The organism is Capnocytophaga sp. oral taxon 863 str. F0517, assembly GCF_000466425.1.
Lineage (GTDB): Bacteria > Bacteroidota > Bacteroidia > Flavobacteriales > Flavobacteriaceae > Capnocytophaga.
The window spans coordinates 285,996-312,575 of record NZ_KE992171.1; the positions used below are offsets into that span (position 1 = coordinate 285,996).

The 26,580-nt window shown below is 43.7% G+C and carries 23 protein-coding genes, 1 tRNA gene and 1 pseudogene; 14 read left to right on the forward strand and 11 right to left on the reverse strand.

The annotated features are described in order from the left end of the window. Window positions 1-280: 280 nt before the first annotated feature. The 6 genes and pseudogenes from nrfH (at window position 281) to trmB (ending at window position 6,164) form a co-directional block, all read left to right on the forward strand. Window positions 281-886, forward strand: a pseudogene (gene nrfH / locus HMPREF1551_RS10650) (cytochrome c nitrite reductase small subunit). A gap of 30 nt (window positions 887-916) precedes the next feature. After that, window positions 917-2,383 carry an ammonia-forming cytochrome c nitrite reductase gene (gene nrfA, locus HMPREF1551_RS10655; RefSeq protein WP_034544634.1) on the forward strand — a complete coding sequence of 489 codons (1,467 nt, stop codon included), beginning with the start codon at window positions 917-919 and terminating at the stop codon, window positions 2,381-2,383. 88 nt (window positions 2,384-2,471) lie between these two features. Further along, window positions 2,472-3,671: a cytochrome c biogenesis protein ResB gene (locus tag HMPREF1551_RS10660; RefSeq protein ID WP_021629153.1), complete on the forward strand. Its 1,200-nt coding sequence runs from the start codon at window positions 2,472-2,474 to the stop codon at window positions 3,669-3,671. 62 nt (window positions 3,672-3,733) lie between these two features. After that, entirely contained in the window at window positions 3,734-4,528 is a 795-nt protein-coding gene (gene ccsA, locus HMPREF1551_RS10665) for a cytochrome c biogenesis protein CcsA (protein ID WP_021629154.1), read from the forward strand. A 107-nt stretch (window positions 4,529-4,635) separates the two neighbouring features. Beyond that, a complete protein-coding gene (locus tag HMPREF1551_RS10670) occupies window positions 4,636-5,418 on the forward strand; it encodes a (Fe-S)-binding protein (RefSeq protein ID WP_021629155.1) in 783 nt (260 codons plus the stop codon). 71 nt (window positions 5,419-5,489) lie between these two features. Beyond that, a complete protein-coding gene (trmB, locus tag HMPREF1551_RS10675) occupies window positions 5,490-6,164 on the forward strand; it encodes a tRNA (guanosine(46)-N7)-methyltransferase TrmB (RefSeq protein WP_021629156.1) in 675 nt (224 codons plus the stop codon). On the opposite strand, the gene fsa is transcribed toward trmB, so the two are convergent. Continuing rightward, on the reverse strand, window positions 6,156-6,809 hold the full coding sequence (fsa, locus tag HMPREF1551_RS10680) for a fructose-6-phosphate aldolase (RefSeq protein ID WP_021629157.1): 654 nt from the start codon (window positions 6,807-6,809) through the stop codon (window positions 6,156-6,158). The genes trmB and fsa overlap by 9 nt on opposite strands. A 145-nt stretch (window positions 6,810-6,954) precedes the next feature. On the opposite strand from fsa, the gene HMPREF1551_RS10685 reads away from it, so the two are divergent. Then, window positions 6,955-8,409, forward strand: coding sequence for a hypothetical protein (locus HMPREF1551_RS10685; protein ID WP_021629158.1), 1,455 nt, complete (start codon window positions 6,955-6,957; stop codon window positions 8,407-8,409). A gap of 46 nt (window positions 8,410-8,455) precedes the next feature. Here HMPREF1551_RS10685 and HMPREF1551_RS10690 read toward each other — a convergent pair whose 3' ends face one another. The 5 genes from HMPREF1551_RS10690 to HMPREF1551_RS10710 form a co-directional block, all read right to left on the reverse strand. Continuing rightward, entirely contained in the window at window positions 8,456-9,232 is a 777-nt protein-coding gene (locus HMPREF1551_RS10690; RefSeq protein WP_021629159.1) for a zinc ribbon domain-containing protein, read from the reverse strand. A 2-nt stretch (window positions 9,233-9,234) separates the two neighbouring features. Further along, window positions 9,235-10,329: a Nif3-like dinuclear metal center hexameric protein gene (locus HMPREF1551_RS10695; protein WP_021629160.1), complete on the reverse strand. Its 1,095-nt coding sequence runs from the start codon at window positions 10,327-10,329 to the stop codon at window positions 9,235-9,237. Window positions 10,330-10,356: 27 nt separating this feature from the next. Further along, window positions 10,357-11,124 carry a murein L,D-transpeptidase catalytic domain family protein gene (locus HMPREF1551_RS10700; protein ID WP_021629161.1) on the reverse strand — a complete coding sequence of 256 codons (768 nt, stop codon included), beginning with the start codon at window positions 11,122-11,124 and terminating at the stop codon, window positions 10,357-10,359. A 240-nt stretch (window positions 11,125-11,364) separates the two neighbouring features. Then, entirely contained in the window at window positions 11,365-12,597 is a 1,233-nt protein-coding gene (locus HMPREF1551_RS10705; RefSeq protein ID WP_021629162.1) for a hypothetical protein, read from the reverse strand. Window positions 12,598-12,787: 190 nt separating this feature from the next. Then, window positions 12,788-14,212, reverse strand: a complete 1,425-nt coding sequence (locus HMPREF1551_RS10710; RefSeq protein ID WP_034544647.1) for a S1C family serine protease — start codon at window positions 14,210-14,212, stop codon at window positions 12,788-12,790. A 260-nt stretch (window positions 14,213-14,472) separates the two neighbouring features. Here HMPREF1551_RS10710 and HMPREF1551_RS10715 point away from each other — a divergent pair, with 260 nt between their 5' ends. After that, a complete protein-coding gene (locus HMPREF1551_RS10715; RefSeq protein WP_021629164.1) occupies window positions 14,473-15,195 on the forward strand; it encodes a FadR/GntR family transcriptional regulator in 723 nt (240 codons plus the stop codon). Window positions 15,196-15,261: 66 nt separating this feature from the next. Here HMPREF1551_RS10715 and HMPREF1551_RS10720 read toward each other — a convergent pair whose 3' ends face one another. After that, complete coding sequence (locus HMPREF1551_RS10720) at window positions 15,262-17,604, reverse strand: penicillin-binding protein 1A (RefSeq protein WP_021629165.1); 2,343 nt, start codon at window positions 17,602-17,604, stop codon at window positions 15,262-15,264. Window positions 17,605-17,869: 265 nt separating this feature from the next. Here HMPREF1551_RS10720 and HMPREF1551_RS10725 point away from each other — a divergent pair, with 265 nt between their 5' ends. The 4 genes from HMPREF1551_RS10725 to efp all read left to right on the forward strand — a co-directional run bounded on the left by HMPREF1551_RS10725 (window position 17,870) and on the right by efp (window position 21,329). Beyond that, the gene (locus tag HMPREF1551_RS10725) at window positions 17,870-18,877 is read left to right on the forward strand and encodes a glycosyltransferase (protein ID WP_034544648.1); all 1,008 of its coding nucleotides are present in this window, start codon (window positions 17,870-17,872) and stop codon (window positions 18,875-18,877) included. 132 nt (window positions 18,878-19,009) lie between these two features. After that, window positions 19,010-19,083 (forward strand) — tRNA-Asn (locus tag HMPREF1551_RS10730). A 250-nt stretch (window positions 19,084-19,333) separates the two neighbouring features. After that, entirely contained in the window at window positions 19,334-20,731 is a 1,398-nt protein-coding gene (fumC, locus tag HMPREF1551_RS10735; RefSeq protein WP_021629167.1) for a class II fumarate hydratase, read from the forward strand. Between the two features lie 31 nt (window positions 20,732-20,762). After that, window positions 20,763-21,329, forward strand: a complete 567-nt coding sequence (gene efp / locus HMPREF1551_RS10740) for an elongation factor P (RefSeq protein ID WP_021629168.1) — start codon at window positions 20,763-20,765, stop codon at window positions 21,327-21,329. A gap of 61 nt (window positions 21,330-21,390) precedes the next feature. Here efp and ybeY read toward each other — a convergent pair whose 3' ends face one another. Genes ybeY through HMPREF1551_RS10755 form a run of 3 tightly spaced genes read right to left on the reverse strand, consistent with a single transcriptional unit; the run spans window position 21,391 to window position 23,666 of the window. Beyond that, window positions 21,391-21,807, reverse strand: coding sequence for an rRNA maturation RNase YbeY (gene ybeY / locus HMPREF1551_RS10745; RefSeq protein ID WP_021629169.1), 417 nt, complete (start codon window positions 21,805-21,807; stop codon window positions 21,391-21,393). A 58-nt stretch (window positions 21,808-21,865) separates the two neighbouring features. Further along, on the reverse strand, window positions 21,866-22,900 hold the full coding sequence (locus HMPREF1551_RS10750; protein ID WP_021629170.1) for a glycosyltransferase family 9 protein: 1,035 nt from the start codon (window positions 22,898-22,900) through the stop codon (window positions 21,866-21,868). Further along, window positions 22,890-23,666, reverse strand: coding sequence for an exodeoxyribonuclease III (locus HMPREF1551_RS10755; RefSeq protein WP_021629171.1), 777 nt, complete (start codon window positions 23,664-23,666; stop codon window positions 22,890-22,892). Before HMPREF1551_RS10755 ends, HMPREF1551_RS10750 begins: the two co-directional genes overlap by 11 nt. Before the next feature lie 165 nt (window positions 23,667-23,831). Between HMPREF1551_RS10755 and HMPREF1551_RS10760 the strand changes: the two genes are divergently transcribed. Then, window positions 23,832-24,806: a M23 family metallopeptidase gene (locus HMPREF1551_RS10760; protein ID WP_021629173.1), complete on the forward strand. Its 975-nt coding sequence runs from the start codon at window positions 23,832-23,834 to the stop codon at window positions 24,804-24,806. Continuing rightward, entirely contained in the window at window positions 24,806-25,132 is a 327-nt protein-coding gene (locus tag HMPREF1551_RS10765; protein WP_021629174.1) for a MerR family transcriptional regulator, read from the forward strand. The genes HMPREF1551_RS10760 and HMPREF1551_RS10765 overlap by 1 nt, the downstream gene beginning before the upstream one ends. Here HMPREF1551_RS10765 and rlmD read toward each other — a convergent pair. Beyond that, the gene (rlmD, locus tag HMPREF1551_RS10770) at window positions 25,127-26,527 is read right to left on the reverse strand and encodes a 23S rRNA (uracil(1939)-C(5))-methyltransferase RlmD (RefSeq protein WP_021629175.1); all 1,401 of its coding nucleotides are present in this window, start codon (window positions 26,525-26,527) and stop codon (window positions 25,127-25,129) included. The two genes, HMPREF1551_RS10765 and rlmD, sit on opposite strands and share 6 nt — an antisense overlap. Window positions 26,528-26,580 lie beyond the last annotated feature (53 nt).

Sequence of the window (26,580 nt, forward strand, 5' to 3'; positions counted from 1 at the left end):
AAATGACTTTTAAGGGATGAAAGTGGTGGCAAATATACTGCTATTTTTTTGATTTTAATAGTTTTTTCAAGGAAAATTAAGTAGCCAAAAGTCAGCCATTAGTGGCTATATTCTAATCAAGAAATACGACCTCTAAATCTTTTATATTTCGGATGTAAAAGTGTTAAATTTATCTTTATTTAGAATGAGAACAAAATAGGTGTGAAGTAAGGTTTTCCCTTTGTAAAATTAAAAAAAAGACATATTTTTGCAACGGAAATAAGAACTAAATATTAACAATATGCCAACGTCTTCTCAAGAAAATGTCCCTAAGAAAGGCCGGCTTGTTCGGTATCTGATTCCTGCTTTTGTAGGAATTATATTGGGCTTGTGTGGGTATATCTTTTACCTATCTAAGGCGCATTCTTATCTTTCGGATGACCCCAAGGCGTGTGTCAATTGTCATATCATGGAACCTTAATATGCCACTTGGTCGCACTCCTCCCATGGTCGTAATACGGTGTGCAACGATTGCCACGTACCTCATGACAATGTCTTCCGTAAGTATTACTTCAAGGCCAATGACGGTTTGCGACATGCTACCATGTTCACCTTCCGCCTCGAACCTCAAGTGATTAAGATGCATGCCCCAGGGCAAAAGGTAGTACAGGAAAACTGTATTCGCTGCCACAGTACCCTTGTCTCCGAAGTGAGGTTAGGAAAAGTAACGGCTCCTATGGCGCATGCCGATAACGGTAAGCTCTGTTGGGAATGTCACCGCGAAGTACCTCACAGTCGTGTACGCGGATTGAACTCCGCACCACACTCTCCTGTTCCTATCATTGATGATATGGGGGAAAATACCCCACAATGGATACAGGACTTAATAAAAACAGAAAAAAAATAATTGATTAAAAACAAACTAATTGATACAACGATGAAAAAGAAAAATTGGTTACTAGTAGGAATATTAGCTGTAGTGACGTTCCTTTTAGGTTTGTTAGCTAATTCCATCATGAATAGGTCTCATGAGGCCGAATTTATAGCCAAAGGAGGTAATAACTTGGAAGACCAAGAGTGCCGCAATGAGCTTTACAAAGAGTTTTACCCTCGTCAGTATGACTCATGGGAAGCTACTGCCGATACCACTTTCCGCTCTAAGTATATGAGCAGTCAAGATGATGACCTCTTGGCACTACGTCCTGAAATGGTAATCCTTTGGGCGGGCTATGCCTTCTCTAAGGAATACAATGCACCTCGTGGGCACATGCATGCCATAGAGGATGTTACCAAAATCCTCCGTACAGGATCTCCTTCTGAGACTACCCACTCTCCACAGCCAGGTACTTGCTGGACTTGTAAGAGTCCTGATGTACCTCGCCTTATGAAGAAAGTAGGTTTGGAAGAATACTATAGTGCTCCTTGGGACAAGTGGGGTAGCGAAATAGTGAACCCTATCGGTTGTGCTACTTGCCACAATACTAAGACTATGAAATTGGAAGTACACCAACCAGCGTTGGCTGAGGCTTTTGCTCGCCAAGGAAAAGACATCAACAAAGCAACTCACCAAGAAATGCGTTCCCTTGTATGTGCCCAATGCCACGTAGAATACTACTTCAAAGGAGATAAGAAATACCTTACTTTTCCATGGGATGAAGGTATGACTGTAGAAAAAATGGAAGAATACTACGACAAAGAAGGCTGGACAGACTATGTTCATAAAGTGAGTCGTGCTCCTATTATCAAGGCACAACACCCCGATTATGAGCTTTCTCAGCTCGGTATCCACGGACAGCGTGGAGTATCTTGTGCAGACTGCCACATGCCTTACAAAACCGATGGTGCTGTGAAATTCTCTGACCACCAAATCTCCAGTCCTTTGCGTAATATTTCTGCCAGTTGCCAAACTTGTCACCGCCAAAGTGAAGAAGACCTTAGAAAGAATGTATATGACCGACAAGATGCTGTATATGGTATGCGTATGAAACTTGAAAAGGAATTGGCTAAAGTACATTTTAAAGCTAAATTCTTGTGGGACAATGGGGCAACTGAAGAACAAATGAAACCTACCTTAGCTCTTATCCGTAAGTCTCAGTGGCGTTGGGATATGGTACACTCCTCACATGGAGCGGCTTTCCATGCTCCTATAGAGTCAGAGCGTCTCCTTAGTGATGGGCTTATTTATGCTCTTGAAGCTGAAAAGAACTTGGATGTGCTTAAAGAAAAATTGCATATCGCAGCTGAGTTCGTAATGCCAGACATTAGTACTAAAGCCAAAGCTCAAAAAGAAATTGGCTTAGACATACCTAAGGAAGAAGCCGCTAAGAAAGAATTCTTGAAGACTATCGTTCCTAAATGGCTCGAAGAAGCTCGTAAAGAAGGCCGCTTAGTTACACAAAGATAGTACGAACAGCATACAATGTAGGGGCGAATGGCAATTCGCCCTTACTTTTTATAAAAATTAGTCATTAATCATTAATCATTAGTCATTGATGAAGTCTTATCCTTTTGCCATTCTTTTTTCCCTTGCCGCCGTTTTGGTAGGCTTTGGACTACAACTCTCGATAGGGAGTATTAGCAAGAGCTGGTTTAGCTTTCCTTACAATGTAGTAGGGGGAGCTATTTATGTATTATTGGCTACGGGGAGCTATTTCCTTTGGCGTAAGACCAACTTTATCCTTCGCTTCTCCTCGGCTCCTTTTGCTATTGTTACGGTGGTAACACTTGGGGTACTGACCATTGGGCTGGGAAGTATCAATGTAAAACCTCAGGAACTTACAGGTATCTGGGGCAAGTTGGGCTTGGACGACCTTACCAAGACTTGGTATTTTGGCCTTGTTTTCTTTTTGACCTTAACCAATCTTTGGTTTTCTATCCTTAAGCGTTCTATGGTCTATCAGCGTAAGAATATTGCCTTTTTGCTCAATCACTTTGGGCTGTGGCTTACGATGTTTGCCGGGGTCTTGGGACAGGGTGATATTGTACGCCTTACCATGGACTTGAAAAAGGACATCCCCCAATGGCAGGCCAAAACTGCCGATCAGCAGACTATCAATCTTCCTATAGCCATACAGCTCAAGGACTTCTCTATTGATATCTATCCGAACAAACTCTTTGTGATTGATACCACAGGTACTTCACTGCCCAAGGGCAAGCCCATTGGCTTTATGCTCGAGCAGGAAGGAGCCCAAATGACCCTTTTGGACTGGAAGATTACCCTACACAAGTATTTGGAAAGGGCGATTCCCGATACGGATTCTACTTATATTCATCATACCATGTGGGGGGCAACCAATGCGGCTTTGGTTACTGTCGAGGATTTGAGTACGCACCAAACCAAGACGGAATGGATCTCGGCCGGGAATTTCCAACTTCCCCCCCGTGCGATAGATTTGGATAAGGAACATACCCTTGTGATGGCTCCCCCAGAGGCGCGCAAATTCCAATCCGAGGTGCTCATCTATCAGAAAGGTAGCAACCGTATATTGGAGGAAAAAATAGAGGTCAATCACCCTATCACCGTCGGGGGATGGCGTATCTATCAGCTTAGTTATGACGAACGTATGGGGCGTTGGTCTGACCTTAGTGTCATCGAACTGGTTTCCGACCCTTGGCTTCCTATCGTATATACCGGTATCTTCCTGCTTATCGCAGGAGGAATAGCATTACTCTTTGAAGTAAAAAAGAATTAGTAGTTGTCAGTCTCAAAAAACTAATCACTAACCACTAATCACTATTCGTTATTCACTAAATTATGTGGTCATATTTTAACATTATCACCTACCTTACTATAGCCCTATGGCTTGTGGGAGGAGGACTTATTTATAGTAAAAGCAAAGCTCTAAGAGGCTTTGCTATTATTAGCCATTTGGTGGCAACAGTGCTCATAGGAGGCTTTATTGTCGCCTTGTGGAAAGGATTGGAGCGCCCACCCTTGCGTACCTTAGCCGAGACACGCATATGGTATGCCTTCTTCATGGGGCTGATAGGCTATGCCATCTACCTGCTCTATAGGCAAAAATGGATGCTTAGTTATTCGGCAGTGATGGGAATCGTCTTTGTCGGACTGACCTATACCCACCCCGATACGATGAACAAGGCGCTGATGCCTGCCTTACAAAGTGTGTGGTTTATCCCCCATGTGATCGTCTATATCTTTGCCTATGCCATGCTTGGTATGGCTTCCCTGACGGCCTTTTATGGAATTTATCGCTATAAGAGGGGACAGGAGATCCTTTCTGTTTTTGCCCTAACCGACCAGCTGATCAAAATTGGCTATGTATTTCTTACCTTTGGACTGCTTTTCGGTGCTCTTTGGGCGAAGGAAGCCTGGGGGCATTATTGGACTTGGGATCCTAAGGAAACGTGGGCTTTTATTACCTGGCTAGGTTATTTGGTCTATCTACACCATAAGTATAATCATAAAGAGAAAAAGCCCTTACAGAGTTTTATCATTGTAGGGATTGCTTTTATATTGCTCCTTATCTGCTGGTTTGGGGTCAATTACCTCCCCACCGCCCAGCTAAGTGTACATACTTACGCGGGCTAATAAATTAATGAGACAATGAGTCAATTTGCCAATTGGTAAATTGACTCATTAACAAATTGTCAAATTACCAAATTATTTGTACTTTTGCCCTCTGAAAAAATAAATCTATGAACTTTCATGTTCCTACTATGGCCGAGCTTAGTGCTCAGGGGATCAAGCCCGATGTCCTTTTCTGGATAGGCTGCGCCGGCAGCTTTGATGAGCGTGCACGCCGCGTAACTAAGGCCATGGCCAAGATACTCCATAAGGCGGGTATATCTTTTGCGGTATTGGGTGCCGAAGAGGGCTGTACCGGAGATCCTGCCAAGCGCGCGGGCAATGAGTTCCTTTTCCAAATGCAGGCCTTGACCAATATAGAAACGCTCAATGGCTATGGCATTACCAAAATAGTAACGGCCTGCCCGCACTGTTTCAATACCTTGCGCAACGAATATCCTGCTTTAGGGGGCAAGTATGAGCTCTTACATCATACCCAACTCCTACAACAACTCTTAGAGGAGGGACGCCTGAAGGTAGAGGGAGGTATGTTCAAAGGGAAACGTATCACCTTTCACGATCCTTGTTACTTAGGGCGAGGCAATGGTGAGTATCAGGCACCAAGGGCTATCCTGGAGAAATTGGAAGCCGAAATAGTAGAAATGAAAAAAAGCAAAGCCCGCTCTTTCTGTTGCGGAGCTGGAGGCGCTCAGATGTTCAAGGAAGCTGAAAAGGGAACCGGAGAGATTAACAATGCTCGTGCCGCTCAAGCCCTTGATGTACGTCCTGAGATTATCGTAACGGCTTGCCCCTTCTGCAATACCATGCTCACCGATGGAGTGAAAAACCAACAGAGGGAAATAGTCCCCGTTAGCGATATCGCTTTGCTTATAGAACAAGCGGAAGAACTTTAATTAGTGACAAATGACAAATGACAAGAGACAAATCACTATTCACTATTCATTGTTCACTATTCACTTAAAAAATGGGAAGTAAAAACAAACTCAAACGATTCAAAGAAAACGAAACCTTTGCCAATGTGATTCAGCCTAACCGAGAGGAGGTAATCGCAGGGACGTTCCCCCTCAAAGGAGTGTGGGCAAAGGAGTTTTTCAAAAATGACCATCCTATCGTCCTAGAATTGGGCTGTGGGAGAGGAGAATATACGGTAAATTTAGCCAAAGAATACCCCGATAAAAACTTTATAGGGGTCGATATCAAAGGAGCTCGCTTCTGGAGAGGGGCAAAAACAGCCCTCGAGGAGCAAATCCCCAATGCGGCCTTCCTTAGAACCCAAATAGAGCTTATTGACTACCTATTTGCTCAAGGGGAAGTGGCCGAGATATGGATTACCTTTCCCGACCCTCAGATCAAGTACAAGCGTACCAAGCATAGGCTTACCAATCAGGAGTTTTTAGCCCGATATAAGCATATTCTTTCCCCTGAGGGGCTCATTCACCTCAAGACCGATAGTGAGTACCTACACGGATATACCTTGGGGCTCCTTCACGGTATGGGGCATGAGGTGCTCTATGCCAATCACCATATCTACCGCAATGAAGGTGCCCCCAAGGAAGTGCTTACCATCCAGACGACCTACGAAAAGCAATACCTTTCTCAGGGTAAGCCGATTACCTATATCCGTTTTAGGCTAAGATAAACTCTTAGCATCAGAGAGGAATTTCTCCAAGCCTATATCGGTCAAGGGGTGCTTAAGGAGGGCTAAGATGGCCGAAAGGGGAGCGGTAACCACATCGGCTCCTATCTTGGCACATTCTATAATGTGCATAGGATGCCTTACCGAAGCGGCTAATACTTGGGTGTCATAGCCATAGTTATCATAGATCTGGCGAATGTCGGCAATCAGTTCCAGCCCGTCGGTGGAGATATCGTCCAAGCGACCGATAAAGGGGGAAACATAGCTCGCTCCTGCCTTGGCGGCCAAGAGGGCTTGTCCGGCAGAAAAAACTAAGGTACAGTTGGTTCTGATTCCCTTTTGTGAGAAATGGCGAATGGCACGTATCCCGTCCTTAATCATGGGTACCTTTACTACAATCTGAGGGTGGAGCGCCGCTAAGGCTTCTCCCTCTTGGATAATCCCTTCATAATCTGTCGAAATGACCTCAGCAGAGACATCGCCTTGTACCATTTGGCAAATCTTCTTATAGTGTTGTAGGATGTTTTCTGCCCCACGGATGCCTTCTTTGGCCATCAGGGAGGGATTGGTGGTTACCCCATCCAAAACCCCTAAGTTTTCAGCTTCTTCTATCTGAGTTAAGTTGGCTGTATCAATAAAAAATTTCATCTATATAGTATTTTAGTTACAAAGGTACTATTTTCTTTTGAGATAGCCTAAAAAAATAGAAAAATCTTTTTCACTGAAAGTTTTTTAATCTCCATAAATAATCGTATCTTTGGCATTCATATAATAGTCTAAAATAAAACACACTATGGGAACTTATATCCTGGGGGATAGGGATTTCGAGGAAATTCCCTCCTTGAGTGCGAAGGCACTTCGTATCAATCTGAACAAACATATTTATGGGACTTTCTCTGAGATAGGGGCTGGGCAGGAGACGGTGCGCTATTTCTTCCGTGCAGGAGGGGCTTCGGGTACGATCGCCAAGGCGGTGAGTGCCTATGATAAGAACTTCAGTGATGCCCTCTATGGAGCGGAAAAGGATGGGCGCTATGTCACCGAAGGCCGTCTCAAGAAGATGCTTAGTCATGAGATCAAGCTCTTGGAGGAACGCCTGCCTCGGGACAAATATCCCGATAAGCTCTTCTTTACCTATGCCAATACGGTCACTACCATTGACTTTGCCAAGCGCTACAAAGGACATGGCTGGGTGGGCATCCGCTTCCAATCCGAACCCGAAGGGGGGTATAATGATATTATTCTACACATCCGCTTCCACCAAACCGAGACTCGTGCTCAGCAGGAGACACTCGGTAAGCTCGGGGTCAACCTTATCCATAGTGCTTTCTATAAGGCCGATAAGCCTCAACGTATCGTCAAGTACCTTTACGACCATATCGACAAAGACCTCATAGAGATTGATTTGATTAACTTCTCCGGCCCTAAGTTTGCCAATGTAGATAACCGCTTGATGAGCCTACAGCTGATCAAAAATGGCATGACCGAAGCGGTGATGTTTGCTCCCGATGGAAATAACCAACTCCCAGCCGAACAGCTCTATAAAAAGAATATCCTCACCCTAAGGGGAAGTTTCCGACCAGTGACCAATGTCAATATAGATATGCTTGAGCGTTCTTTACAGCTTTTCCTTGCAGAAAAAGGGGTAGAGAAAGACAATACCCAAGTAATCTTCGAGATTACTCTCTCCAACCTCTTAGCCTCTGGAGAGCTGGACGAACAGGACTTTCTCGATCGGGCGCGTATTCTCTGTTCCTTGGGCTATAAGGTGCTCATATCCAACTTCAAAGAGTACTACCGCTTGGCTGAATACTTCTCCAACTATACCAAAGCACAGATGGGAATGGTCATGGGGGTGGACAACCTTATTGCGATTTTCGAGGAAGAGTACTATACCCACTTAAGTGGAGGGATCTTGGAGGCCTTTGGAAAGCTTTTCTATCGGGATATCAAAATATACCTCTATCCTATGCGGGATAAGCAAACCGGACAGATTGTCACCAGTAACAATATTCATGTATCACCTCGTATGAAGGAGCTGTATAAGTTCTTCAAGTTCAATGAGAAGGTCGTGGATATTAAGGAGTATGATGCCAAAAACTTAGATGTCCGCTCTCGTGAGATCGTACAGAAGATAAAAAGGGGAGAAGAAGGTTGGCAGTCCGCTCTACCCAAAGGGGTAGCCGAAATGATTGAAAAGAATGGCTATTTTGGCTGGAATAAAGAAAAAGAAGCAGAGGATAAATAACAAGGAATAGAAATAAAAAAAAGCCCCTAAATGGGGCTTTTTATTTTTACATGGTTTGGAAGAATTCTTCCATACTTTCTCTCACCTCTCTAGCCAGTTCCGGATCGATAAGGATACGCCCGCTGTGCTCATCGGTGATGATCTTCTTACGAGTGGAGATTTCTACCTGTACCTGTGGTGGAATGACAAAGAAAGACCCTCCAGAGGCACCACGCTCTACCGGTACGATGGCCAAGCGATTGACCACACTGTTACGAATGCGTTGGTAAGCACTCAGAAGGCGTGGCTCTATTTGGGAAGAAATATCCATTTGTTTCTTAAGGAGGATTTCTTCATCCTTTCGGGTTTCCTCAAGAATGGAGGAGAGTTCGTCCTTCTTGTGCTGTAGGTGTTTCTTGCGCTCGTCGAGCTGTTCTTTTATCTTGGCAATAGCTTGTTTCTTTTGCTCAATATCGGCCTTGAACTCCTTGAGATGCTTTTCGGCCAACTGGATTTCGAGTTCTTGGAACTCTATTTCCTTGGATATAGCATTGAACTCACGGTTGTTACGTACATTTTTCTGCTGTTCGGCATATTTTTTGATCAACTCTTTGCTTTCCTCAATTAGGTTCTTTTTGGTAGAAATATCCACATTGATTTTGTCAATATCGCTGGTAAGGCGTTCCATGCGGCTTTCTAGTCCTGCCACCTCATCTTCCAAATCTTCTACCTCCAAAGGGAGTTCGCCACGTACATTTCTTAGTTCATCTATCTTGCAGTCAATCAGTTGCAAGGAATATAGGGTTCTTAGTTTGTCCTCTACGGATACTTCTTTTTTTGTCATAACTATAAGTAGTTGATAGGATTCGTATTTGTATTAGCTAAATAAAATGCAAAGGTAGTAAATTTTTCCGTAAGTTGTTCCCATAAAAGCAATTTTGTGAATTGTTCGCTTTCATAATGTCCTATATCAGCAAGGAGCAGACGTCCTTCGGCCTTGAAAAACTCATGATACTTCACATCGGCAGTCAGGTAGGCATCACAACCGGCCTTCAGGCAGGCTCCTATAGCATCGGCGCCACTACCGCCCAATACAGCGACCTTCTCTACGGGCTTTCCTCTAAGGGCAGAATGCCTGATACAGCTGGTTTGCATGCGCTCTTTGACATATTTGAGAAAAGTGGTCTCTTCCATAGGCTTCTCCAAATAGCCAATCATTCCTAAGCCTATATGTTGGTGGGTATTCTCCAAGGTATAGATCTCATAGGCAACTTCCTCATAAGGATGATGGGCAAGGAGTGCCTGTAGGATACCTCGTCTTAGGTGCTTAGGGAAGATAACACTGATACGGGTCTCCGCTTCCCTATGGAATACCTCGGGGACTCCTATGGTGGGATGGCTTTCAGCATTGCCTTTATAAGTGCCTATACCCTCTATATTGAAGCTACATTCGCTATAGTTACCTATATGACCAGCCCCTGCCTCAAAAAGGTGTTGGCGCAGGGCTTCCGCACCTTCCTTGGGAACATAGGTGACCAATTGTTCTATCGTATGGGCTTGAGGTAGCAGTATCTCTCGCTTATGTAGGCCTAAGCGGTCACAAATACGCGCATTCACACCCCAAAAGGAGTTGTCCAAGGCCGTATGGATGGCATAGATGGCAATATGGTGTTCTATCGCTTTGATTACAGCACGTTCTACATAGCTCTGACCGGTGAGCCGCTTGAGTCCACTGAAAATAATAGGATGAAAACTCACAATAAGGTTGCAATCCTTAGCGATGGCTTCCTCTACCACCTCTTCCAAGGTATCCAAGGTAATGAGTGTACCTCGTAGTGGGGTATCTGGATTCCCTACCAATAGGCCTACATTGTCAAAATCTTCTGCATAGCTAAGGGGGGCAAGGCTTTCCAAATATTGGATGACATCTTGTATTTTCATACGACTAAAGTGAGTTAGAACAACTTGTTAGAAGGTATTGTTACGCGTAAGAGAGCTTATTTTGAGGTATTTGGACGAAGAAAGATATCGCTTATTATTGTAATAGGCAAAGACCATAGTACCTTCCTTGATCGTTTCGATGACTTCTTTGTAGATATGGGTAGGCAGTACAGGACAACCCAAACTACGGCCATAGCGTCCGTTTTTCCTTAGGTAGTCTTCATTCATATAATCGGCCGTATGGATGACAATACCCCGCTTATAGGCATTCGAATTGTAATTAGGCTCATTGCCATAGAGCTTAAGGCTGAAGCCTGCATCTCCATTGTAGGTTTTACCAGTAACATAGAAGCCTAAGCTGCTCTTGTGCGATTCACTTTCGTTCGAAAAATAAGAGGAACTGGAAGTGCCGGTCTTTTTGCCATGGGCTACATAGGTATAGTAGAGTATTTGTCGGCTATCTAAGTCAATCGTATAGAATCGTTTTTTGCCACTATCCTTATTAAAATCAATGATAGAAAGCAGTCGCTTGTCATTGAGCTTATGTTGCAATTTTAGGTTCTGATAGCCTATATAGGCATAGCGGAAGGCCTTGAAATCAAGGTCATGTTCTCGCCCCTGAATGTCTTTGTAAATTCGCTTAATTGCATACTCAAAATTCTCATGCGGAGAGAGTAAGCTATCCAGTACGATGTTGGATACTCTAGAGGAAATGGCTTGTGATTGTTGTCCATAGAGCTTCGTAGCCCCTATAAGACAAAGAAATGATAAAGAGCAAAATACAAATTTTTTCATACTAAAGAAGTTTATTGATAGAAGTAAACCAAAAGAATGTGGCAAAATTCTGAAAAACTCACGAGATATACAAATGTTATTTTCCACTAATTGTTAATAACTTTTTCTTGTGTTGATAATCAAACACTTTATATAAGTTGTAAGTTGTTGAAAATAAATAAAATATGTAATTATTTATAAGTAGTCAAAATATTTTATAGCTATAAAACTTTAACTTTTTCGATTGGAAAAATAACATTTTTAAACTTTCTGAGTAGGGCTGTCTTTTGTTTTATTAAAAATAATGCAACACCAATAGCCTACCGCAATAATAAATGGACTACTCAGGACTACTAATAGAAGGTAATAGTTGTCTGGAAGGGGCAAATCTCCCCATATAGCCACTCCCTTATAGGTAATAAGAGCTTCACTCCCTACAAAGGCAGTAGCATAGAGCGAAATACTCCAGTAAGGAAAGCGAATATGTAGGTGTTTCTGTAGGAAATGGAGCACCCCGAAACCAATAACCCCTAAAAAGGTGAAGTGTAAGTAGCTGATGATAAACTCTCGATTGGCTAGTACCTCCTTGGCTATCCAAGGAAAGGAACCTAAGAACATACAAACGGTCTTGATGGCTAGCAGTAACAAAAACACCTGCATCAGCAGGGCTGGCCGTTCTAGTCTTATATAAGCTGTATAGAGGTTATAGACACTTATCAAAAGCAGAAAGCCAGAAATATTCCCAATGATATACAGCAGCGGTTGATCGAAAAATCCTACCCAAGAGAGGGTTACCGAGCCTATGGTGCCTATAACGAAACAGTATAAGGTAGTGCTAAGTTGCTTACTACTTAGCAGGCTCTTATGCTCAATCTCACTGACCAAAAGGCCTAACAACACAGCCAAAAACCAACCATTGTACTGGAAATGGAGAAAGAAATATAAAGCGCTATTGTACCAATCACTTCCCTTGCCTGCCTTTACAATAGTTACAGGAAGTAGCCATATTCCTAAGCTTGAGAGGATAAGAAAATAGACCCCCCAGCGTACAAACTTTAGTGAAAGGGGACACTCCGGCTCTGTATCCACACTCTTGGTAATGGAAAAGCGGATGAAAGCATACTTCTTACTCCGCCTGAGAAAAAAAATACTAAACCAATAGGTGCAAAGGACAAAAAGGGATGAAAAAATAATAGAATACAGAAAATACCCCCCAAAAGGAAAGGAAAAAAGCATCCCAAAAATAGAGAGCTGTGTACAGATGAATAAGATAAGATAAGGTTTTCTATCTTCCTTTCTTAAATAATGTTGGCAAATTAGGGAAGTGAGAATGGTATAGATCCATCCCAATAACCCTATATGAGAATGAGAGTGTGTTACATGGCGCACATTGAAGAAAACGTCAGCTATATAAGACACTCTAAGCGAAAGTCCTAACAGAACAGTGATGACAAAATAGAGGAAAGCCCACTGAACATCCTTGCGAGTATCCATGATGAATAAGGTCTTTTCTTTGAATAAATGGCAAAATTAAAAAAAAATGATGATATAGCCATCTTTGTAATGCTAAAGTTATTATATCAAAAATATAATTAAAAACAAAATAGCCTGCTTGAGTAAAAGCAGGCCATTTTGAACTAATAAAAATCAAACTATAAGAGATGAATACGTAATTTAATAGATTTTATAGGAAGTAGCGTTCCTTCTCTCCATTCTTATTCAGAACTACAATAGCAATACGTTGCGAGTTATTGTTCTCAAGAATGTTTTTCACGCTATCTACATCAGTGACATCTTTTCCATTGATGGAGAGGAGTACTTTTTCATCCAAATTGACTCCATTTTCTATAAATAGAGGACTTGTTTTGGTGATTTTCACTCCATTTTTTAATTTGAATTCTTTTTTGTCCTTTTCGGATAGGTTTTTTACGATTACACCTAGATCATTAGCGACAAAGGATTCGTTCTTTTGGAGTTTTACACTTACTTCTTTTTCTTTTCCATCTCTTAGGATCACTACATTGACACTGTCATTAGGTCTTTTGGTATTGATATGGCCACTAAGATCAGAGAAGGAACGTATTTTGATGTTGTCCATCTGGGTAATGATGTCGCCTTTTTTAAGTCCGGCCTTTTCAGCACCGGATTCATCCTCTACACCATCTATATAGAAGCCTTCAGTTTGCTTGATGTGGAGTTTTTCTGCCACTTCGGAGTTGAGCTCTGTACCGGATACCCCTAAGATACCTCTTTGTACATTACCATATTCGATAAGGTCTTCTACAATCTTTTTTGCGATATTGCTAGGAACAGCAAAGGAATAGCCTACAAAAGTACCGGTATTGGGAGAGGCAATAGCGGTATTGATACCGATAAGATCCCCATTGAGATTGACCAAGGCGCCTCCGCTATTACCGGAATTAACAGCAGCATCGGTTTGGATATAGGATTCTATCTTTCCGTTGTACTGATTGCCTAAGTTTCTAGCCTTGGCACTGATGATTCCGGCTGTTACGGTTGAGGTAAGGTTGAAGGGATTTCCTACAGCCAAGACCCATTCGCCTATCTGGGTGTTGTCCGAATCGGCAAAGGTAAGGAAAGGTAATTTTTCTTCTGTTTTGATCTTAAGCAAGGCAATATCGGAACTGTTATCGGAGCCTATGATCTCGGCTTTATAGGTTTTGTTGTTGTTCAGGGTCACTTGTACTGAAGAAGCTCCCTTGATTACGTGATTGTTGGTTACTATATAGCCATCAGGAGAGATAATCACCCCCGAACCGGTACCTGCCAAGCGCTCTTTACCGCTGCGCTGAGGTGTCGCTCCGCTGAAGAGGTCAAAGATGGAGGTGATCTCCGGTGCTATCGTCATATTCTTCACGTGGACAACACTATTGACCGTCTTGTTGGAGGCATTGATAAAGCTGTTTTCATCAAAATTGAAATGAGCTACCTGCTGGAAGTTGGTACGGACACTCCCTACACTGTCAGGTTGTGAAGTACTGAAAGAAAGGGAAGGGGTTTCTTTTTCTTTGAAAATAAAATGATAACCTCCTAAGGCAATGGCACCTCCTAAAATAGCAGAGAATACCGATGTGAATTGTTTTTTCATAGCTGAAATCTTAAAATAATTGATAATATCTATTTTTTTAACTCTAAACTTACGAATACTCATTTACAAAAACGGTGCCAAAAAGATTAAATTCAGAAATTTAACTTTTAATTAATAAGATGTGCAATTATATACTTGATTTTCTTATAGATAACGTATAGAAGTATAGGAGGGGAAAATTTGTAAGGGAAAATTTTTTTATCAATAGAAAAAATTGTAAATTTGTACCAAATATATGATACGACTTAAATGTTCTAATTATGAAGCCATTAAAAGAGAAAATGAATGATTCAGAATCAGCTTCTTTGGTAGATAGGGTGGAGAAGCATATCATAGATTATATCAAGGAAAATGCCTTACGGGCAGGGGATTCGCTTCCTAAGGAGTTAGAATTTGCTGAGGCCTTGGGGGTGAGCAGGACTGCCATTCGTGAGGCGATGTTGCGCCTTAGAACCTTAGGACTGATAGAGTCTCGCAAGCATAGGGGGATGGTAATTTTGGAACCCGATTTGGTTCATAATTTTGAAAAAATGCTTGACCCTGCTCTTATCGATGTTAAGCGACTTTCGAACCTTTTCGAGTTGAGACTGATGTTGGAGGTAGGAATGGCCGATTTTGTCTTTGCTCGTAAAACTGCCAAACAGCTTAAGGAATTGGAAGATATAGTAAAAAATTCAGAGGAACAGCGCTGCGATAGCTTTAATTTCTACTTGGAAGAAGAGAAACAATTCCATGGAAAGCTATATGAAATGGCAGGAAATGACCTACTTAAGAATTTTCAGAATGTCTTCATGCCAATTTTTCAGTATGTGCATGACCTGAATCGCTACCAAACCGCCTATATCCTTCCAGAAGGTAGCAAACAGATTTCTCATCGAGACCTCTTGGAAGAACTCAAACAGGGGACTCCTGCCTCTTTCAGAGAACTTATGCGCGAACACCTAAACCCTCATTATAGTAAGGTACTGGGAATAAGCTGTTGATAAGTAACAAATGATAAATGACTAACGACTAATTACTAGTCGTTAGTCATTTATCATTTGTTACTATTAAAAGTCGATTCCTTCGGAATCATCACCTACCGCTTCTACAGGGTCGTTACCTTTACAATCGAAGTCACTACCAGTGAGAGAGGGGGTGCCATCATTGCTCTTAGGAATCTCGAAGGCGGCTTTGGATACATCTATACTTGGGTCGCTATATAACTTCTTCATATAATATCCCCAAATAGGCAGCGCCATGGTAGCTCCTTGTCCATAGCGGATCCCCTTGAAGTGTACCGAGCGGTCTTCGCCGCCTACCCATACACCGGTGACTAAGTTGGGTACCATTCCCATGAACCAACCATCGGATTGGTTTTGGGTTGTCCCAGTCTTCCCTGCGATAGGATTTTTGAAGGCATAGGGGTAGCCTGTAATTACATTCTTATACATGCTGTCATAGCTATCAGCTCCTTTGGTACGCAGGCGAGCTCCGGATCCGGACTGGGTAACTCCTTCCATGAGTTTGACCACTCTATAGGCATCTTCTGCCGAAATGGCAGAGGTAGCCTGAGTAATATGTCGGTATATGATACGTCCTTCCTTGTCTTCTATTCTAGTGATAAAAGTAGGTTGGAGGTAGTTTCCGGCATTGGCCAAGGCTCCATAAGCTCCTACCATTTCCAAGAGGGTAATATCAGCCGCTCCTAAGCAGATGGAGGGGAGGGAAGGGATGTGTTCGGTATTGATACCCAAGGCTGCTATCAGTTCGAGTACACTGGCAGGGCCTACCTCATCCATGAGTTTGGCGGTGATGGAGTTGATCGAATTGGCCAAGGCTGCCTTAAGGGTAAGCATGCGGCCACTATAGCTGCCATTGGTATTGCGGGGGCACCACTCTTTGGCATTGCCCCATTTGCCTGCTTCTATACAGGTTTTCACATCGGGAATTTGGTAACAAGGGGAGTGGTGGTGGTGCTTGATGGCAGTAGCATATACAAAGGGCTTGAAGGCCGACCCTACTTGGCGAGCACCCTGATATACTTGGTCGTACTTGAAATCATTATAGCTGATCCCGCCGACCCATGCCTTGATATGTCCATTCTTGGGATCCATGGAGGCGATGGCTGTACGCAAAAAGCTCTTATAGTAGCGGATAGAATCGTAAGGGGTCATTATCGTATCGATGGTACCATGCCAGGAAAATACCTGCATAGGGGTTTTCTTATAGAAGGAAGCACGGATTTCCTTGTCGGACTTGCCTTCGGACTTGAGCTGAGCCCAGCGCTCGGAACTTCTCATGGAGCGATCCATCAGTTCGTCTATCTGCTTTTGGGAGAGCTTCACGAAGGGGAAAGTCTTATTCTTAGTAGGGTTATTTTCCTCAGCGAAGGCCTTTTGGAGGTTTTTCATATGCTTTTGTACAGCCTCTTCGGCGGCAGCCTGCATACGAGAATCTATGGTGGTGTATATCTTCAGTCCATCGGAATAGATGTCATACTTGCTGCCATCGGGTTTGGGATTGTTCTTAGCCCATTCCTTCATATAGTTACGTAGGTGTTCGCGAAAATAAGTAGCGATTCCTTCATTGTGTCCTTCGGGGTGGAAGTTGAGCTTTAGAGGGAGCTTCTCTAAGGAGTCTTTTTCCTTGATAGTGAGGTAATGGTTTTTGACCATTTGTGCCAGTACTACATTGCGGCGATTGATGACCCCTTGGGGGTTACGGCGTGGGTTGTATAAGGAGGAGTTTTTGAACATACCTACCAAGGTGGCTCCTTCCTCTATTTTGAGATCTCGGGGTTCCTTACCAAAATAAATACGAGAGGCCGAGCGGATACCATCGGCATTGTTGTTGAAGTCATATTCGTTGAAGTACATGGTAAGGATTTCCTTTTTAGTATATTGTCGCTCCAGGCGAATGGCGATGATCCATTCTTTTATTTTCTGTAGGGAACGCTCGGAGGTTTTCTTAGCTCCCTCGCGGTGAAAGAGTAGCTTGGCCAGCTGTTGGGTGATGGTAGAGGCACCTCCGCGCTTGCCTAAGTACACCACTGCACGAAGGGTACTGCGCATATCGATTCCTGAGTGCTCCTCGAAGCGTTCGTCCTCGGTAGCAATTAGCGCATTGACCAAATGGTCGGGGAGATCTTTGTATTTGACAGGGGTACGGTTGTCATTGAAATAGAATTTTCCCAATACCTTGCCATCAGAGGAATAGATGCTCGAAGCTAAGTTTGACTCTGGGTTCTCCAAACGCTTGAAGTCGGGCATTTCTCCGAATACTCCCCAGTCGGCCAAAAGGAAGACTAAAACAATGGATAGGATACCCGCGAAGAAGGTACCCCAAAAGATTTTCAATAATTTCTTTCGAGTAGAAGGATTTGGTTTCTTATGGGTGTCTTTAGTTGCCATAGGTTATACTTGAGTTATAAAGAGTCGAAATAGGGGACAAAAATACAACATTATTTAGAATTATCGGCTTTCCAATAGGAAATTATGAATAATTTAGAGACCGGCGCCCCGTAACCGAAGCCAAATCTTTGTATGGAATTAATAATTAACAACTTGGTTACTGATAAAAATATCGCTAAAAACCGCTGGAACTGAAATGTTTTTCTTACCTTTGCCAAAAGAACAGTAAGCAGTGAACAACTACTCAAAACTCAAAACCTCACCCTTGAAATATTCTTTTATAGTACCGGTATATAACCGTCCTGAGGAGGTGAGAGAACTTTTGGAAAGCATAGTGGAGCAAAGCTATATGGGTGATTTTGAGACCCTTATCATAGAGGATGGCTCAACGCTCTCCTCAAAAGAGGTGGTGGAGACCTTCGCCGATAGGACTAAGATAGTCTATCTGGAGAAGGAGAACTCCGGCCCTGGGGATTCGCGTAACTATGGTATGCAAAGGGCTTCGGGAGATTACTTTATCATCTTGGATTCCGATTGCTTGTTGCCACCTCATTACCTGGAGTCGGTGGATGACTTTCTCTCCCACCACTATGTGGATTGCTTCGGTGGGCCAGATGCAGCCACGGAGCACTTCACCGATCTTCAGAAGGCGATTAACTACGCGATGACCTCCTTGCTCACCACCGGAGGTATACGAGGGAATAAGCACCATGTGGGCAAGTTCGAGCCACGTAGCTTCAATATGGGGCTTTCCCGAAAGGCTTTTTCCCTTACTGGAGGCTTCGGCAGGATACACCCAGGGGAAGACCCTGACCTGAGTATTCGCCTGTGGAAGGCTGGGCTGCAAACCGCCTTTGTAGAGGAGGCCTTCGTCTATCACAAGCGCCGTATCAGTTGGTATAAATACTATATACAGGTGAAGAAATTCGGACAGACCCGCGCTATCCTTAACCGCTGGCATAAGGAATCCAGAAAATTAGTACACTGGCTGCCGACACTTTTTCTTATAGGTTTTCTCTTTTCCTTAGGGATGTTAGTCATAGGACAATGGGCTTTTCTCTTTGTATATGTAGCCTACTTCCTGCTTATTTTTGCCGATAGCAAGCGCCTCAATCACAGCAGCAAGATCGGAATTTGGTCTATATGGGCAGTTTGTATCCAATTTTATGCCTATGGTACAGGCTTTTTAGGAGCCACATTGCGGTTATTTTTCTCAAAAAAGGAGCCTGAGGCTTTATTTCTTAAATTATTTTTCAAAAATAAAAAACTGTAAATCAATGAGTTAAAAAATATTTTCAAAAAAGACGAAAAAAAATACTCAGAAAGTTTGTCAGTTTCAAAAATTGTTGTACCTTTGCACCCGGAAAGTTGAGAGAAAAACAAACTTCTCCAAAAAATAAAACATTCCTCCTTAGCTCAGTTGGTTAGAGCATCTGACTGTTAATCAGAGGGTCACTGGTTCAAGTCCAGTAGGGGGAGCAACAAGGTAACGCACTCATTATAAGTGCGTTACCTTTTTTTTAAGCCTAAAATCTCGTTTGTACTTTCACTAAAACGTCATGGTAAACGGGATGATTAAGGGGCAATGTTGTGTGAGATGAGTCACTAACCACTAACAACTCATAAAAAACTATGGAAAAAATTTGGTAGTCTAAGAAAAAAAATATACTTTTGTCTCACGAAATGAAAACACTTTTTAGTATTAAAAAATCATTTAAACTATATACCAATGGAATATCGTATTGAAAAAGACACCATGGGTGAGGTAAAAGTTCCCGCAGACAAAATATGGGGAGCTCAAACAGAACGTTCTCGTAACAACTTCAAAATAGGAGCACCTGCTTCTATGCCTAAAGAAGTAATCTATGGATTTGCTTACCTGAAAAAGGCTGCCGCTTATGCCAATTGCGAATTGGGTGTGCTCCCACAGGAAAAACGAGACCTTATAGCAAAGGTATGTGATGAAATCTTGGAAGGCAAACTGGACGACCAATTTCCTTTGGTTATTTGGCAAACAGGATCCGGTACTCAGTCCAATATGAATGTGAATGAGGTGATTGCCAACCGTGCGCAGCAGTTGGCTGGCCGAAAAATAGGGGAGGGAGAAAAAGTCCTTCAGCCAAATGATGATGTAAACAAATCTCAGTCCTCCAATGATACTTTTCCTACCGGTATGCACATTGCTGCCTACAAAATGGTGGTAGAGGTAACCATTCCGGGCTTAGAAAAACTTAAAAATACACTCCAAAAGAAGTCAGAGGCCTTCAAAGATGTGGTAAAAATAGGTCGTACCCACCTGATGGATGCAACACCTTTGACCTTAGGTCAGGAGTTCTCTGGTTATGTTTCTCAGTTAGAACATGGTATCAAGGCCTTGAAGAATACCTTGGCACACCTTAGTGAATTGGCTTTGGGAGGTACCGCTGTAGGGACAGGTATCAATACGCCTAAGGGGTATGATGTGTTGGTAGCCAAGTATATAGCTCAATTTACTGGACTACCCTTTGTCACTGCTCAAAACAAATTTGAAGCCTTGGCCGCTCATGATGCCATGGTAGAATCCCACGGAGCGCTTAAGCAAATCGCCGTATCACTCAATAAGATAGCCAACGATATTCGCTTGATGGCCTCTGGCCCTCGCAGTGGTATAGGGGAAATCCTGATCCCAGCCAATGAGCCAGGAAGTTCCATCATGCCAGGAAAGGTGAATCCTACTCAGTGTGAGGCGGTGACTATGGTGGCCGCTCAGGTGATGGGTAATGATGTAGCAATAAGCGTAGGGGCTACCCAAGGACACTATGAACTAAACGTATTTAAGCCGGTCATTTGTGCCAACTTCCTACAGTCAGCGCGCTTGATTGGGGATGCAGCAGTGAGCTTCGAGGAACATTGTGCTGCCGGAATTGAGCCTAACTATGCACGTATCAAAGAGTTGGTTAATAACAGTCTCATGCTCGTTACGGCACTCAACACTAAGATAGGCTACTACAAGGCTGCCGAAATCGCCAATACAGCTCATAAGAACGGTACTACTCTTCGTGAAGAAGCTATCCGCTTGGGCTATGTTACCCCAGAGGAGTTCGATGCATGGGTACGCCCTGAAGATATGGTAGGAAGTCTCAAATAAGAAAGTAAACAAATAAATATATTTAATAAATATGGCAAGTACAGCTGATATTAAAAAAGGATTATGTATCCGTTTCAATCATGACATTTACAAAATCATCGAATTTCTCCATGTAAAGCCTGGAAAAGGGCCTGCTTTTGTGAGAACCAAACTCAAGAGTGTTACCACTGGGAAAACCATAGACAACACCTTCTCTGCTGGACATAAAATCGACGATGTGCGAGTGGAGACACGCTCTTTCCAATACCTCTATCCTGAGGGAGAAGAGTTGGTATTCATGAATGTAGAGGACTTCAACCAAGTGCATATCCGCCGCGATATGCTGGACTATCCAGACTTGCTCAAAGAAGGGGAAGTGGTGATGATTATATTCAATGCCGAGGATGAAACCCCCCTTTCAGTGGAAATGCCTGCCAATGTGATTCTTACCGTAACTCATGTGGAACCAGGAGTAAAAGGAAATACCGCTACCAATGCTACCAAACCTGCAACCGTGGAGACAGGCGCCTTGGTCAATGTGCCTCTTTTTATCAACGAAGGAGATCGCATCAAGGTGGAAACCGAAAAAGGTACCTATGTGGAGCGTATGAAAGATTAATTCTTTCTTTTCTGTCAGAAAAAAACCTTTGAGCCCAAGGCTCAAAGGTTTTTTTAGTATTTTATTTCAGAAAAAGCGCCATCTTTTCTTCTTCTTTAGCACGCATCTGTTGGGCTTGTTCTTCCGTCTTGTCCTTATAACCACATAGGTGCAGGATCCCATGAGCCATCACCCTAAGTAGTTCCGTGGCAAACTCCACCTTATAGGAGGCGGCATTCTCCCTTACTCGGTCGATAGAGATATAGATATCACTGGAGAGCAGATTGTCCTTGCCATAATCGAAGGTGATGATGTCCGTAAGGGTATCATGCTGCAAGTAGTCTACATTGATCTTGTGTAGATAAGCATCATTGCAGAAGATATAGTTGATATCTCCTTCTTTCTTGCGCTCGGAGGCAATAATGAGCTGTACCCAACGACGAAAATCACTCTCTTCCTCAGGTAATTCAAAAGGAAGCTCATAAAAGAAATGTATCATATAATAAAAACAAGTTTTGCTAAGCAAAAGTATAAAAAAAGCTCGAAAATAGAGTAGTTTATTTTTCCAAAATACAATCTATCTTTAGTAAAATATCTTGAATGGAAATTGTCTCTATAGATTTTTCGTAGCCTTCAGGGTATTTGTTTCCAAAGACAGAGGTTGGGATGAGCGGATATTTGGCTCTGTCGGCTACCAGGCAATAGTCCTGAGGCTGCCCATAAGGGGCAAAGCCCGCATAGGGGTGGGTAACTCCCCATAGGGTGAGGGTGGGAACACCATACTGAGCTGCCAGATGAGCATTACCGCTGTCCATGGCGAGCATCAGTTGTAGGTGAGCAATTAGGGTTAGTTCCTGCGAAAAACTCAACTTGCCAACCATCGGTACTACATTGGGATAAGAGGGCATTCCATTTACTAATGCTTTTTCTCTTTCTCCACCTCCGAAAATAAAGATTTTCCCATTAGGATAGTGCTGTGAGAGGTAAGCGAAGACCTCCTTCATACGCTCAAAAGGGTATTCCTTACCTCGGTGGGAGGCAAAAGGGGCAATTCCTATGTTTATTTCAGGACTAAGGAGGAATTTTATTTCCTCATCTAAGGTTGGTTTAGGAGAAAAATAGGTCTTATCCCATGCTATAGGGTAGCCCAAATCTGCAAAAGTATCAGCATAGCGCTGATAAGAGGGTTTCAAAGGTGCGAAAACCTTATTTTGGGCACGCGTGAGGGCTTTTTTCTCCTTTCTTCCCTTGTCTATTTGCTCAAAAGGGATAGCTGTAAAGGCGAAGAAGCACTTTAAGATGTTTGTTCTCAATACATTATGTAGGTCAGCTACCTGAGTGATTCCTTTTTTTCTCAGGGCCTGGAACAGCCGATAGAGGCCGATTATGCCTTTGTGAGCTCCTTTCACCTCTATGGGGAAGACGGTTGTCTGGGGTAGGTGGGCGAAGAGGGGCACCCATTGGGGGCGGGTGAGTATGGTGAGCCTTAGTCCTGGATACTGTGTGGTAAGGGCGTTGAGTACCGGAAGGCTGATGGCTACATCGCCCATAGCCGAGAGACGGATGACCAAAAGGTGGGCTTTATTTTCCATTGGCAGGAGAGATTTCGACTAAGATAGGGCAGTGGTCGCTGTGCTTGGCCTCGGGGAGGATAGCGGCCCGTACCAAACGATCGGCCATGGGCTGGGCTACTAAGCAATAGTCGATACGCCATCCTTTGTTGTTTTGGCGCGCATTGGCACGGTAGCTCCACCAGGAATAGTTATGCGGTTCCTTGTGGAAGAAGCGGAAGCTATCGATGAAGCCGCTCTTGAGGAAATCGTCCAACCACTTGCGTTCCACCGGAAGAAAGCCCGATACATTGGCATTGCGTACCGGATCGTGAATGTCGATCGCCTCGTGACAGATGTTGTAATCCCCACAGATGACAAGGTTGGGGTAGGACTGCTTAAGCTGGTTGATATACTGCTGAAAATCAGCCATAAACTGTAATTTGTGATCCAACCTATCTATGTTGCTACCCGAGGGCAAATAGAGGCTGATAACCGAGAGATCCTCATAGTCCGCCCTGAGGATACGTCCCTCCTGATCCATATAGTCGATACCGGAGCCTACTTCCACATGCTTGGGTTCGGTCTTGGAGAGGATCGCTACTCCGCTGTAGCCTTTCTTTTGGGCTGAGTGGAAGTAGTGATAGGGATAGCCTGCGGCCTCTAAGGCAGAGAGGTCTATTTGGCTTTCTAAGGCCTTGATCTCCTGCAGACAGATTACATCGGGCTGGGCGGCGGAAAGCCACTCGGTAAAACCTTTGGTCATAGCTGCTCGTATCCCATTTACATTATAAGAGAATATTTTCATGGTAATTAATTAAGAGGAGTCTTTTTATAGGTTCAAGAAGTTCATAAAAATATGTTTTGAGAGACAAAGATAAGAATAATTTGTCAATTCCAATTAGCAAATTATTATTTTTTCTTTGCAGAAAAATTTGTATCTTTGCACCAATTGTAGCCTAAAAGATCTTATATGGCAAAAATCAAATACTACTATGACCCCGAGACCCTCTCTTTCAAACAGATAAACAATAGAAAGAGAAGGCTCAAGTATATACTTTTCTTCTTGCTTTCTTCCTTGCTTTTTGCGCTGATTATCATCCTTATCCTCTATAATATCAATTTCATGCAGACCCCTAAGGAGCTTTCCATGAGGCGAGCCCTGAAGGAGAACGAAACCCAGTTTGCCATTCTCAATAGGAAAATGCAGCAAATGCAGGAGGTGCTCGACCGTATTGCCGAGCGAGACAATACCCTTTACCGCACTTATTTCGAGATGGCTCCCATCCCTGATTCCCAGCGAAAAAGCGGCTTCGGAGGGGTGAACCGATATGAAGAATTGGAAAAATATACCAACTCTACCCTGCTTATCAATATGACTAAGCGCTTAGAAACCTTACAAAAACAGCTGGCCATACAGTCCAAGTCCTTGGATGATATTGCAGCCTTGGCCAAGGAAAAGGAAAAGCTCCTACAAGCCCTCCCTGCTATTCAACCTGTACAGAACAAAGACCTCAAGCGTATGGCATCGGGCTATGGCTTCCGTACTGACCCCTTTACCAAGGTTAAGAAATTCCACTATGGGATGGATTTCTCTGCTCCTACCGGTACCTCTGTCTATGCTACAGGAGATGGGGTGGTGACCCGAGCTGATAATAATTCTTCCGGCTATGGCGAACATATCCGTATCGATCATGGTTATGGCTACGAGACCCTCTATGGGCACCTAAGCCAATACAACGTTCGCCCAGGACAGAAGGTCAAGCGAGGCGATGTCATCGGCTTTGTAGGCAGTACTGGCCGTTCCGAAGCACCTCACTTGCACTATGAGGTGAAGAAAAATGGCGAACACCTCAACCCTATCAACTTCTACTATGGTAGCCTTTCGGCTGAGGAATACGCTGAAATGCTTAAGAAATCTACCCAAGGAAACCAATCTTTAGACTAATGGAGGTGCCCAATCCTAAGCGTTATTACTCCATAGGCGAACTGGCCAAAGCCTTTGGGGTCAATCCTTCCAAAATCCGCTTTTGGGAGAAGGAATTCGACTTCCTTTCTCCCTCCAAAAGTCTTAGCGGTACCCGCCGCTATAGTCAAAAGGATGTGGAAAAATTTCGCTTGGTGTACCACTTAGTCGAGCAGGAGGGCTATACCCTCGAAGGAGCGAAAAAGAAGCTCAAAAATGAGCCTAAAGAACTACTCTCTACCCTTGAAATCATCCAAAGGCTCCAGGCCATCAAGGCAGAACTTCAGGCAATTAAGGACGAACTATAGGTCATCTCTAAGCTCTAAAAGTGCCACATTCTCAATATGATAGGTCTGTGGAAACATATCTACAGGGCGTATCTTCACCACCTTATACTTCTCTTCCATCAAGGCTAAGTCTCTGGCTTGGGTGGCGCTATTGCAGCTGACGTAGACCACACGCTCAGGGGCGATACGTAGAATCTGGGCTACTACGTCCTTGTGCATTCCATCACGTGGGGGATCGGTGATAATCACCTGTGGGGTGCCATGGGTGGCGATAAAGTCCTCGGTGAAGACCTGCTTCATATCTCCTACGAAAAAGGCAACATTGTCTATTCCATTGACCCGCGCATTCTCCTTGGCATCGGCGATAGCCTCGGGAACAGCCTCTACACCTATCACCTTCTTGGCTTTGCGAGCGACAAACTGGGCTATGGTACCGGTACCGGTATAGAGGTCATAGACGAGTTCCTCCCCGGTGAGGGCAGCAAAATCACGAGTCACCTTATAGAGTTCGTAGGCCTGGGTAGAATTGGTTTGGAAGAAGGACTTGGCGTTGATCTTAAAGCGCAGTCCCTCCATCTCTTCATAGATAAAATCGCGCCCATGATAGCAGATGACCTCCTGATCATAGATGGTATCGTTGGGCTTGCTATTGATGATGTACTGCAAGGAGGTAAGGGAGGGGAATTGGGCTAAGAGATAGTCTAAGAGCTGCTCCCTATTTTCCTTTTGTTCTTCTAAGAATTGGATCACCAGCATCAGCTCCCCGACGGAGGTGATACGGATCATCATTGTGCGCAGCCAGCCACTGTGCGTACGAGGATTGTAGAAGCTATATCCGTTGGCAAGGGCAAAAGCCTTGATACTGTTGCGAATAGCGTTGGACGGATCCTCCTGAAGGTGGCACTTACGGATGTCCAAAACCTTATCCCAAGCCCCAGCGATATGGAATCCCAAGCCCTGACGTACCTCGATCTCCTCCTGAGAGGCGATTTCCTCTGGGGTGAGCCAACGGGTTTCGCTGAAGGAAAACTCTATCTTATTGCGGTAGAAATACGGCTTCTCACAGCCTAAGATCGGCAATACCTCTTCGGGGGTAATCCCTCCCAAGCGCTTGAGGTTGCTCACTACCTCCTGCTGCTTGTAGTGCAGTTGGCTCGGATAGTTCATATGCTGCCATTGGCATCCTCCACAGTAGTCAAAGTGCTCACATACAGGGGTTTCTCTCAAGGGAGAATAGCGATGGAACTTCACGGCTACCCCCTCGTAGAAGGCTTTTTTCTTTTTGGTAATCTGAACATCCACTATATCCTCAGGAACGGCATTGCTGATAAAAATCACCCTCCCATCAGGAGCATGTGCGATGCTTTTTCCCTTGGCACCGGCATCGGTTACCGTAATATTTTCTAGTAATTTCATTTGCACGTCATTAGTCACTAATAAAGGGGCAGGGACAAGCAATACTTATCCCT